The organism is Alteromonas sp. 5E99-2 (assembly GCF_017368475.1).
Lineage (GTDB): Bacteria > Pseudomonadota > Gammaproteobacteria > Enterobacterales > Alteromonadaceae > Alteromonas_F.
The window spans coordinates 66,162-77,734 of the sequence record NZ_JAFNJE010000007.1; the positions used below are offsets into that span (position 1 = coordinate 66,162).

The 11,573-nt window shown below is 39.5% G+C and carries 11 protein-coding genes and 1 tRNA gene; 7 read left to right on the plus strand and 5 right to left on the minus strand.

The genetic code is table 11. The features are described from left to right. Positions 1-28 precede the first annotated feature (28 nt). Positions 29-544, plus strand: coding sequence for a hypothetical protein (locus J3L16_RS09020; RefSeq protein WP_207612643.1), 516 nt, complete (start codon positions 29-31; stop codon positions 542-544). Between the two features lie 11 nt (positions 545-555). On the opposite strand, the gene J3L16_RS09025 is transcribed toward J3L16_RS09020, so the two are convergent. The 4 genes from J3L16_RS09025 to mutY all read right to left on the minus strand — a co-directional run bounded on the left by J3L16_RS09025 (position 556) and on the right by mutY (position 3,805). Continuing rightward, entirely contained in the window at positions 556-2,058 is a 1,503-nt protein-coding gene (locus tag J3L16_RS09025) for a winged helix-turn-helix domain-containing protein (protein ID WP_207612644.1), read from the minus strand. A 180-nt stretch (positions 2,059-2,238) separates the two neighbouring features. Next, positions 2,239-2,314: transfer RNA gene (locus J3L16_RS09030), tRNA-Phe, on the minus strand. Between the two features lie 113 nt (positions 2,315-2,427). Beyond that, a complete protein-coding gene (locus tag J3L16_RS09035) occupies positions 2,428-2,700 on the minus strand; it encodes an oxidative damage protection protein (protein WP_207612645.1) in 273 nt (90 codons plus the stop codon). Between the two features lies 1 nt (position 2,701). Continuing rightward, entirely contained in the window at positions 2,702-3,805 is a 1,104-nt protein-coding gene (gene mutY, locus J3L16_RS09040; protein ID WP_242698768.1) for an A/G-specific adenine glycosylase, read from the minus strand. An 80-nt stretch (positions 3,806-3,885) separates the two neighbouring features. Here mutY and trmB point away from each other — a divergent pair, with 80 nt between their 5' ends. The 5 genes from trmB (at position 3,886) to arcA (ending at position 9,578) form a co-directional block, all read left to right on the plus strand. Next, a complete protein-coding gene (gene trmB, locus J3L16_RS09045; RefSeq protein ID WP_207612646.1) occupies positions 3,886-4,602 on the plus strand; it encodes a tRNA (guanosine(46)-N7)-methyltransferase TrmB in 717 nt (238 codons plus the stop codon). 3 nt (positions 4,603-4,605) lie between these two features. After that, positions 4,606-5,691, plus strand: a complete 1,086-nt coding sequence (locus tag J3L16_RS09050; RefSeq protein ID WP_207612647.1) for a methyltransferase — start codon at positions 4,606-4,608, stop codon at positions 5,689-5,691. A 3-nt stretch (positions 5,692-5,694) separates the two neighbouring features. Beyond that, the gene (gene glgA, locus J3L16_RS09055; protein WP_207612648.1) at positions 5,695-7,125 is read left to right on the plus strand and encodes a glycogen synthase GlgA; all 1,431 of its coding nucleotides are present in this window, start codon (positions 5,695-5,697) and stop codon (positions 7,123-7,125) included. A gap of 37 nt (positions 7,126-7,162) precedes the next feature. Next, positions 7,163-8,779: an ATP-binding protein gene (locus J3L16_RS09060; RefSeq protein ID WP_242698769.1), complete on the plus strand. Its 1,617-nt coding sequence runs from the start codon at positions 7,163-7,165 to the stop codon at positions 8,777-8,779. 91 nt (positions 8,780-8,870) lie between these two features. Next, on the plus strand, positions 8,871-9,578 hold the full coding sequence (gene arcA / locus J3L16_RS09065) for a two-component system response regulator ArcA (protein WP_207612649.1): 708 nt from the start codon (positions 8,871-8,873) through the stop codon (positions 9,576-9,578). A gap of 30 nt (positions 9,579-9,608) precedes the next feature. Here arcA and pmbA read toward each other — a convergent pair whose 3' ends face one another. Beyond that, positions 9,609-10,940 (minus strand): metalloprotease PmbA, encoded by a 1,332-nt coding sequence (pmbA, locus tag J3L16_RS09070; RefSeq protein WP_207612650.1) that lies wholly within the window; start codon positions 10,938-10,940, stop codon positions 9,609-9,611. A gap of 118 nt (positions 10,941-11,058) precedes the next feature. On the opposite strand from pmbA, the gene yjgA reads away from it, so the two are divergent. After that, positions 11,059-11,565 (plus strand): ribosome biogenesis factor YjgA, encoded by a 507-nt coding sequence (gene yjgA / locus J3L16_RS09075; RefSeq protein ID WP_207612651.1) that lies wholly within the window; start codon positions 11,059-11,061, stop codon positions 11,563-11,565. Positions 11,566-11,573 lie beyond the last annotated feature (8 nt).

Sequence of the window (11,573 nt, forward strand, 5' to 3'; positions counted from 1 at the left end):
CTATCTGTATATATAAGGAATTTATTCTATGACGTTCAATTCAACTAAGGTTCTTAGTTTTACTATTTTGTTACTTTGTTTTATTTCCGTTTTTTCAATTCAACTTCAAGCAAATGAAAAAAAAGACGAAACTGCGATAAACAACATTATCCAAAACTTCAAAGACTCAATAGAAAACAAAGATGACTCGCTCTTTTTATCTCTTTTCCACAGTTCGAATGTTTCGTGGGTTGGAGTTATTAGTGATGAAACGCTCGAAACACTCATCTCTCTCGATCCAAAATTTAAACAACAACCCAAAATAATGAACAGTACGCCAAATGAGTTCATTCAAAATATTGTTAGTTCAAAACAGCAGTCCAAAGAAGTTTTTAAAGATATTCAAATTTTTCAAGATGGCGAAGTGGCTTCAGTGAGCTTCAATTATGATTTTTACAAAGACGAAAAGTTAACTAATTACGGACAAGAACACTGGCAATTAATTAATACGTCAGAGGGGTGGAAAATCAACGCTGTGAACTTCTCTTTCTCGCGAGTATTCTAAAAATCCATTTTTTAGTGACGACTTTCCAATTTATTAAGCCAAGCTTTCACCCTTGGCTTATAGCTGTGCAAGCTTCGTTGCTCTGTTATATCTAATGAGTGCCTAGCAAGCTCCTTGGCGCCATTAAAATCACCTTTAGCGTTGGCTAATTCAGACAAAAACATAAACCCTTTAGAACGACCTAGAGGGCATTGAAGCACTTGATGGTAATCTAGCGCTTGGTTAAAACTCACTTCAGCCTCATCAAATTGTTTAAGGTTCTGGGACAGCACACCATTAAATTCAGATGCATACGCCAAGTAAAGCCAATCATTAAGCTCTTTTGCACTAACTTGCACTTGTTCTATACGCTGTTTACCTAAAGCGACATTGCCGTCTCGTAAAGCCTGAATGGCACCAAAAAACTGCAAACGAATTAGCTCTTTTTTGTTCCCATCAGCAAGTGCCATAGGAATAGCTCGAGACAAAATAGTGTTTACCGTTTTACCGTCTAAATTATCTAGCGCTAATTCGACCAATAACCTTTGGGCTGTCAGGTTATTTGCTTCAGTAATCAATACTGCTTCTAACAGTTTATTAGCGCCAACTTTATTACCTTGGTGTTTAAGTTCAATAGCCTCGGCTAAAATTTCATTCGCAAATGCAGACGGGTAGTCCACATGTGTTAATTCCGTATTTTGCCCTAATCTATCATTAATAATACGAGCCAAATTGCCAAATGCACTGACAATATGTTCACTCATTATTACCCCTTTTTCGATACTAGACGGTTTGTGCAAGGCATACACTAACTGGTAATCACCCGAATTTCCTTCTATCACTGTATCTACAACAAGCTGAGTACCCGATACCTTAAATATCTGCTCAATATGCTCTCGCTTATAATTCGCTTTAGGAAATTCAGCGCGGTGCATGACTTCCATTACGTAATCAGTATTGAGTATTGCGACATTTTTCCCAGATGAGAGATGTTGTATAAGCTGATCCATAGCGCCATAACGTACCCATTGCTGATTGTTATCTTCGATATTATTGTTCACCGGCAACACAACGACAGACCCGCTAATTACCGGTTCCTTTTGCCTTGTATTGTAAAATCCAAGTAGTACACAAAAAAAGATAAAGGCGACAGCGTAAATAGGTTTAAAAGAGTGCAAAAAACGTGTCTTGTGTTTTGAGGATAGATTATTCAAAGGCTCTAATTCAGCTGCAGAATGATAAGTAACATCAGCAATCCACATATAGCCTTTACGAGGGTAGGTTTTAATAACATCTGTGCCAGAAAATAGCTTTCTTAGCTCTTTGATAGACTGAAACACAACTTGGTCATCAACAACCACATCGTCCCAAATTTCCATCAGCATGTGCTGTTTGCTAACAATGTCTTTTGAAGTTACTAACATCATCAGCAAATCAAAAGTTTTGGGGCGAACATTTATGGTTTCTTCGCCAACAAGAATTGTCCCGCTCTTGGGAAACACCTTAATTCCAGCAGTTTGATAATAGTCAGCCACTCAGCTACAACTCTTTTGACGTTTTTTACATGCTCTCATAGTGCATGGGTAATAAAAACTAAATTATGTTGTACTGCGACGGTATAATTATTTTTAATAAAATAAGATTATATTGTTTTGAATTTTTAGATGTTTTTAGATGTTTTTAGAAAATAAGATATTTTATGAAGAGATAAAAAATGGTGCCTCGACCCGGGATCGAACCAGGGACACGCGGATTTTCAATCCGCTGCTCTACCAACTGAGCTATCGAGGCACTCATACAACGCTAGTTGCGCTGTGGGTGCGTATTAAACGGATTTCCGCACCCTATGTCAACTGCTTTTCTCACTATTTTGGCTGTTCGGTTACGATTTAATCAAAACTAGGCTAAACAGAAGGCGGAACATAGCCTTCGATGTCCGGTTCTTTGCCTTCAAACAGAAAGGCTTCCATTCTTTCTTCCAAAAATTTGCGGGCAGCGGGATCCATCATATTCAATTTATTTTCATTGATTAACATAGTTTGCTTTGATTGCCATAAGGCCCACGCTTCTTTACTGATGGAATCAAAGATACGCTTTCCTAGTTCTCCAGGGTAAAGCTGAAAATCTAAACCGTCAGATTCTCGTTTAAAATAGGCACACTGTACTCGTTTAGACATTTTATTCTCTTAAGCTTCGTTGTTGAATATCGGTAATGATACGTTTTGTTGGGGCCGCAAATCCAATAGAATTCGATTCTTCTAAATCAAACCACCCATTGTTGCTATCTGCTACATGCATTGGCGGTTTACTCTCAAGCTGATGCTCGAACACAGTAATATCGAGATGGAAGTGACTAAAAGTATGTCGAAACGACATAGTTTCTGCCGGCCTAGGCTGGTTTGAGAATTGGGTTAACCATTCTACAACCTCTTCTTTAGTAGAAGCTTCGTAAAACCCCCAAAGCCCGCCCCAAATTCCTGTCATTGGCCTTTGCTGCAACCAAACGCGATTCATGTAACGCAAAACAACAAGATGTGTAGTTTTGACTGGCAGCGTTTTTTTCGGTTTTTTCCCCGGGAAGTCACTTTGTGTGCCACTGGCAAAGGCAATACAGTTAAACGCAACAGGGCACTTTTCACATTTAGGCTTGCTGCGACTACAGACAGTTGCACCTAAATCCATCATTGCTTGAGTGTAATGCCCTACCCTAGTCTTTGCCATAACATCATGGGCTTTCTCCCAAAGCGCAGTTTCTACCGCCTTTTTTCCCGGCCAGCCCTCTATTGCAAAATACCTAGCCAAAACCCGCTTTACATTACCATCTAATATGGGATGAGTCTGCCCAAGGGAAATAGACAAAATAGCACCTGCGGTTGAACGTCCAATTCCCGGTAGAGCCATAACGTTTTCTAAGGTCTGAGGGAACTGCCCAGAGTGGGCGCTAACTATGGTTTGAGCTGCTTTATGCAGGTTTCTTGCCCTTGCATAATACCCAAGGCCAGTCCAATGATGTAACACCTCGTCTATGGGCGCTGATGCAAGTTTATTCACTGTGGGAAAACTTTCCATGAAAGCTTCAAAATACGGAATAACCGTTTTAACTTGAGTTTGTTGCAACATGATTTCAGATATCCACACCTTATAAGGTGATATCTCTTGTTGCCAAGGCAAGGTTTTTCTACCGTGTTCATCAAACCACGAAAGTACTTTTTCAGAAAATGTGTTCATTAACGCCAAATTTTTGCTGTAATTTACTGAGTAAATACGTTGTCGCGCTAACATAGCGTCACTTTTTTTTGTAATCAACTTGAAAATACAGTGAGTGAGGGGATAATTCGCCTTCTAAATAGAGAGGAAGGCATATGGGTCAATTTAAAAATCAGTCAGAAGCGGAAGCTGCCGGCGTTTACGTAAGTAAAATTAGAAGTTTCGTTAAACGGGAAGGTCGCTTAACCAAGGGTCAAGCAAAAGCACTAGAAGATCATTGGCCTACTATGGGTGTTGACTATGCTGAAGCTAAACTCAATCTCGCTGAATTATTTGGCCGTGATGCGCCCACAGTTGTAGAAATTGGCTTTGGTATGGGTAAGTCATTAGTTGAAATGGCAAAAGCCCAACCAGAACTGAACTTTTTTGGTATTGAAGTGCACCGTCCTGGCGTTGGAGCCTGTCTGTCTTATGCCGGAGAACTCGGTGTAACTAACTTACGGGTTATCGAACATGATGCCATTGAAGTATTAAAGCACATGATTGACGACAACCAATTGCATAAATTACAGTTGTTTTTTCCAGATCCTTGGCATAAAAAGCGCCACAATAAACGTAGAATTGTTCAGCCGGATTTTGTTGAACTCATTGCATCAAAAATTCAAACTGGTGGTCAGTTTCATATGGCAACAGACTGGGAACCTTATTCTGAGCACATGCTTGAAATAACCCAGCAAAGCCCGTTATTTAAAAATACATCTGAAACGAATGATTTTGTTCCTCGTCCTGATTTTAGACCCATTACTAAATTTGAAACCCGCGGACAAAAACTAGGCCACGGTGTTTGGGATCTGATCTTTGAGCGAGTGTAAATAATGCTGCCTGTATCTCAAATTTTAGAGAGAAATGTCTCCTTATTCGATAGTGGTAACTGGCTAATCGTCAACCCTGAAGAATCCAGTTGGTTAGGCTTATGTAAGGCCCTTAATTTTACTGTGTTGCATCAATTCTATGATGTATTTCAACAATGCACAGGGTTTAATGAGCCTCTGGAATTTGAAAGTGAAAATTTGGTATCGGGCGAACAAGCCTTATCTCACAGCATAACTACTGACAAGCATACTCATATATTTGCGCCCTACATAGAAGAAGGCGATTACGACAATATTTTGATTTGTATTCCAAAATCAAAAGCCCACCTGCAATTTCTAATTGATATGGCTACAGCTCGTCTAAAAGGCGATGGACAAATTTATCTAGTAGGTGAAAATCGCAGTGGAATAAAAAGCATTGCCAAAATGCTTAAAAATAAAGGCGATGTGGTTAAGTTAGATTCAGCGCGACACTGCACGTTAATCAGCTACTCACCTAATGCTAACAACCAAACATTTTGTGCCTTAGATAAGCTATCAGTAAATACTTACACACTAAATAATATTGAGTGGAAATGCAGTAGTTTCCCTGGTGTATTCAGTGATGGAAAATTAGATGAGGGCACTGCCTTGTTGCTGTCTTCTTTAAATTTTCCGGGTAAGGGCAAAAGCTTAGATTTCGCCTGTGGTGCCGGCGTGATTAGCGCTTATCTAATGCAACAAGCACCACAGCATCAAATGGATTTATCGGATATTAGCGCAGTTGCTTTACTTGCCTCAGCACACACGCTTCACCACAATGGTCTAAAAGCAAAAGTCATCGCTTCTAACGGCCTAAGACATATAAAATCTAAATACACCTCTATTGTCACTAACCCACCTTTTCATACTGGCGTACATACCGACTACAATGTGGTTACCGCGTTTATTAAAGATGCCATCACTACCTTAGCAAAAGATGGTAAGCTATTTCTTGTAGCAAATCGCTTTTTGCCGTATTTGGAGCAACTTCAACAGCAATTCAATCATGTTGATATTTCTACTCAAAATACGCGGTTTTCAGTTTACATAGGCAGTAAAGGGCAGTAGGCAATGGATCTTGTTTTCGCTATTTCTGAAGTTGAAGGGTTGGTCAAAACCGGAGGTCTTGCCGATGTAGGCAAGGCTTTGTCTATAGAGCTTGCTTCACGGGGGCACAATACGATTGTGTTTATGCCCTATTACAAAGCCTTAAAAGACAGTCCAGAGCTTGCGAATTCTGAAACAATAAAGATAAGTGAACCATTGCTTTCTCAAGGCCGCAGCTATGAGTTCGATATTAAAAGTACCGAATGGCGAGGTACACAGCTCTACCTAATTGACTTTCCAGATTATTTTGACCGTGACGGTTTATACAACGACAAATACAATGCCTTTGATGACAATGGAGAGCGGTTTAGCTTCTTTTCAGGGGCAATTCTGCACAGCCTAATACATTTAGATATCAAAGCCGATATTATTCATTGTCACGATTGGCATACCGCTGTTCTGCCATTTCTTCTGAAACACAACACTGCACAATGTTTACAAAAAGTCCGTAGTGTAATGACTATTCATAACGCAGCGTTTCAAGGTGTCGCACGATTAGACTCAATTCCTTTTTTAATGCACCACCCTGCTATTTTGAGTCAGGTACATAGCGGCTATATCAATATGCTGAAAATGGGTTTGACCTTTGCAGACAAGATAACAACAGTGAGTCCCAATTACGCTATGGAACTATTAACGCCTTTAGGCAGCCATGGCTTGCATGAAATATTATCTTTGCGTAGTAGCGATCTAATTGGAATACTAAACGGCTGTGATTATGACACATGGGATCCTGCATCAGACCCTTATCTAGTCAGCCATTATTCTGCGAGCTCATTGACTGGAAAATCACACTGCAAAACCGATTTACAAGAGCGCTTTAACGTAACTCAATCAAAAAGCATTCCTGTTATTGGTATGGTTTGCCGATTAACAGAACAAAAGGGATTTGACTATTTACTCCCCATTATTCCTGAATTGTTAAAGCATAAGGTGCAGCTTTTGATTGCTGGCACCGGTGATCCATCTGTATGTATGGCATTAAATGAATTAGTAGAAAAGCATCCAGATAAATTAGCCTTTTTTAACGGTTTTAGTGAAGAAATGGCGCACAAGATAGAAGCCGGTGCTGATTTTTTCTTAATGCCTTCTCAATTTGAACCCTGCGGACTAAACCAAATGTATAGCTTAGCCTATGGTACTTTACCCATTGTAAGAGCTGTTGGTGGTTTAAAAGATACTGTGGTCGATATTCACGAAAATCCCAAAACAGCAACAGGGTTCACATTCCATAACCCCACATCTGAAGACTTATTAGCGTGTTTACGCCGGGCCTTATTGTTCTATCATGAAGCACCTTGCGAACTTAGCAAAGTGCAAAAAAGAGGCATGATGACACTATTCACTTGGCAAGGATCGTGTAATAACTACGAAGCACTCTATAATAAAATGTAACTATATCTAACGACATAAAAATTAACAGGAACCGGTTATGTTGCACTACACAAAAAATGTGTCATTCAAAAGCATAACAATGTGGGTTACTGTTTCTATTATTAGCATGACAATCATTGTCAGTGCGATTTTATCATTAAACGCCCAACTACTGTACGCAAAGAACCAAGCCCAAAGTGAACTCAATACTATTGGCAATATTGTAATTGAAAACATTTCAGACGACTTAGTTAACGACAACAACGACATAGTTACTCGTCGTTTAGCATCTCTTGTTCATTATCCCAATGTTACCAATGCCCATGTGTATAGAGTAAACAATATTAAAGGCGAGCACTTTTATACCAGTTTTAACCGTGCAGGGCAGGCGAGCGTTGAAAGTAAATTAGATCAGCTAGAGCAGCTCATCAATACTACTTTCACTGACAACATCGCGGAATTAGTATTTCCTGTAATCGCTGATAAAAAGAAAGTAGGTTACCTTTACCTTCGCTTAGAGTTAAATGAAAAGCGGACCATAGTGAGAAAAGTCCTCATTGACTATAGCATTGCTTATAGTGCCATTATGTTACTTTGGGTGCTTATTACCTTAAAACTACAGTCTATTTTTATCACTCCAATTAAAAATATTTTATCTTTACTAAGGAAAATGAACTTAACAAAGGATTATAGCCAACGAGTAAAACGATCTAACTTTTTAGAGCTCGACATACTAGTAACAGCAATCAATAGCATGATTGATCGTTTTGAAGAACTTATAAATAAACAGTTAAATACAACTGTTGAATATAAAGCACTAAACACCAACCTAGAAGAAATGGTTAATGACAGAACTGAAGCACTAAAAGATGCGAACAATCAGCTTATCCAAACGTTAGAGAAATTACATCAATTTCAGCGTCAAATTGTACAAAATGAGAAAATGGCATCTTTAGGAGATATGGTTGCAGGTATTGCTCATGAGGTGAATACCCCAGTTGGTTTAGGTGTAACCGCATCAACAATGATGTTAGATAGACTTATTGTCATTAAAGAGCAATTTGAAACAAGAACATTAAAAGCAAGCAGCATGGCGCAGTTCATTGATGAAGGGGAAGAAAATCTCAATATTATTTATCGGAATTTAAATCGTGCCGCTGAACTCATTTCTAGCTTTAAACAAGTTGCAGTTGACCAAACTTCCGAAATCGATCGTGTGGTAAATATAAAACAATTGCTAGATGACATAATTCTTTCTTTAGGTCCTCAAATTAAAAAGACAAACCATAAACTCATAGTCAAATGTGATGACGCACTTAATGTAAAGACAAAAGCAGGACCAATAAATCAAATTGTCATAAATTTAGTTATTAACTCGTTGATTCATGCTTTTGAAAAAGGTACTGAAGGTAAAATTGAACTCATAATAGAGAAAGATGGTCCCAATACAGTTCAGATGGTGTTTCGTGATAATGGCATAGGAATACCTAAAAACATCAAAAAACGTATTTTTGATCCTTTTGTTACCACCAAACGAGGTCAAGGAGGCTCTGGTTTAGGTATGCATCTTGTTTACAACTTAGTAACACAAGCATTGAATGGCTCAATCGTTGTAACAAGCGAAGAGGGGAAAGGAGTAGAGTTTACTATTATGTTTCCTGTAAAAAGTACATAATTAACAATAGAGAAGACTTGCAATGCAACGACGTACGTTTAATATCTAACGTATAACAATAAATCAGACTAGAAGATTACAGAGATTGATCATGCAAACGCCCAACATTTTAATAGTTGAAGATGAAGATGTTACTCGCACAACATTAAAAAGCCTTTTTGAAGCAGAAGGTTATAGTGTTTTTGAAGCCCAAGATGGCGAACAAATGCATGATTTTTTCCAAAATCATAATATCAACTTAGTCATAATGGATATTAACCTACCAGGCAAAAATGGTTTAATTTTAGCCAGGGAAGTTCGCGACAGAAAAAATGTTGGTTTAATTTTCCTAACGGGAAGAGACAACGAAGTTGACAGAATATTAGGTTTAGAGATTGGCGCGGATGATTACTTAACTAAGCCCTTTAACCCTCGTGAGCTGACTATTCGAGCTCGTAACTTATTAGCAAGAACCACTAACTCTAGTGAAGACGATGACTTGCCAAGTCGCGTAAGTTTCAACGGTTGGACATTAGATGGCGATAGCCGCGCACTAATCTCACCTTCAAGCAAAGAATTTAGACTTCCTCGTAGTGAATTCAGAGCGTTACATTTATTCCTTAGTAACCCTGGGAAAATTCTCACTCGTGAGCAATTAATTATGGAAATGACCGGCAGAGAACTTCGCCCTAATGACCGTACAGTCGATGTGACAATTAGACGCATCCGCAAACACTTTGAATCAGATCCATCTAAAGATGAGCTTATCGTTACAATTCACGGCGAAGGTTATCGCTTCTGTGGTTCTGTAGACTCGTAACCTTCTTTATATCATTCTCGTGTAGCGGAATTAACTTCCCGCTACACGCATAGTGTTTACTAACACAGATCCTGTTTGTACCGCTCCTCTAACTTCGCGCTCAGCGCCAATAGCCCTAATGTCCATAAACATATCTTGTAGCTTGCCTGCAATAGTCACTTCGTGAACTGGGAATTGAATCACCCCATTTTCAACCCAAAAACCCGCAGCTCCACGAGAGTAGTCTCCGGTTACGGTATTCACGCCTTGTCCCATTAATTCGGTCACCAGAAGCCCTGTGCCTAATTCTGCGAGCATTGCCTCATCTGTGTGACCAGAATGCCCAACAAACCAGTTGTGAATTCCCCCAGCGTGTCCATTCGACTTAACACCAAGCTTTCTTGCTGAGTATGTAGCATAAAGATAATGGGCTAGGTTTCCTTCTTGAATAATATCCATGTCTTGAGTAGCAACACCTTCGCTATCAAAATTACTACTGGCAAGCCCACATTTAATATGAGGTCGCTCTTCAATGGTCAGCCATGAAGGAAACAAAGGTTTACCTAAATGGTCCAACAAAAAAGTCGAACGACGATACAAGGCTCCTCCGCTAATTGCAGAAACTAAATGACCAAATAGGCTTGATGCGATTTCTTTACTGAACAACACTGCGCATTCTTGAGTAGGTATTTTCCTTGCGCCTAACCGAGCCACAGTGGTCTTTGCAGCTTCTATTCCAACCGCCTTAGGCTGGCTTAAATGATCGAAATTTCTGCTGACAGTGTAGGCGTAATCCCGCTGCATATCTTCTTCATGAGAAGCAATCACCATGCAGCTTAAACTATAACGAGAACTCGGTTGTCCAGCTAACAAACCATGAGAGTTTCCGTAAACGCTGGCGCCAATATTACCGTTAAATGTTGCGCCATCTGAATTGGTAATTTTGTCATCGTAATCTAATGCAGCGGCCTCGGCTTCAAGTACTTTAGCCATGGCCATTTGTGTATCAAGCTCGATTGGGTGATATAACTCTAAATCACTGAACTCTTTTGCCATCAAGGCTTCATCGGCCAAACCATTACATGGGTCTTCCCCAGTGTATTGAGCAATATGTATGGCTTTCTCTACCGCTAGCGCTAACGCTGCTGGGCTTAAATCTGCGGTTGAAGCACTGCCTTTTTTCGCCCCCATATAAACCGAAATCCCCAAACTACTGTCGTTAGTAAATTCTACATTTTCGATTTCATTAAGGCGGGACGATACCGCAATACCTTGTACTTTTGACATACTGGCTTCTGCTTGGCTAGCACCATTTTTCGTCGCGAGCTTTATAACGTCTTCAATAATTTGCTTACTATCAGACAAAGTGTGCTCAATTTGCATAGATTTCCTTAGAATGAACTGGGTTTTCGCCACTTTATAAAGAGAATGTAAAGTTTTACTACCCTATTGGTCGAGTGGTCGTTACACTTTACCTAAGTGTACCATTTAAAGTGACCAAATGAGCGATATAGACGATGACGATCAGTTCGTCAGTAAAACACAATTAAAGCAAGAATCTGCCGAACGACAAAAGCTCGGTGAAAAAATAGTCCTTCTTTCTCCTGCTCATTTGGCCTTGTTTACGTTGGATGAAGAGCTAGAAGAAGCGATCATGATTGCTCGTAGAATTAACCGTAAAAAAGATGGTTATCGCAGGCAACTTCAATTTATTGGAAAATTACTTCGTTTTAGAGACATTGAACCTTTACTCGAGTCCTTTAGCAAAATCGAAGCAAAGCATGCGCAAACCAATGCGCACTTTCATTATATCGAGACGCTAAGAGATAATATTGTAGAAAAAGGTGATGAAGCCATTCAAGCTGCATTAGAAGCTCATCCTTCATTGTCTCGACAAACATTGCGCCAAAACTATCGACAGGTTATGAAGGAACGTGCAAATAACGCACCTCCAAAACACTATCGGGCTTTATTTCAATATCTCAAAGATCAACTAGACAGTGAATAAGCAAATAG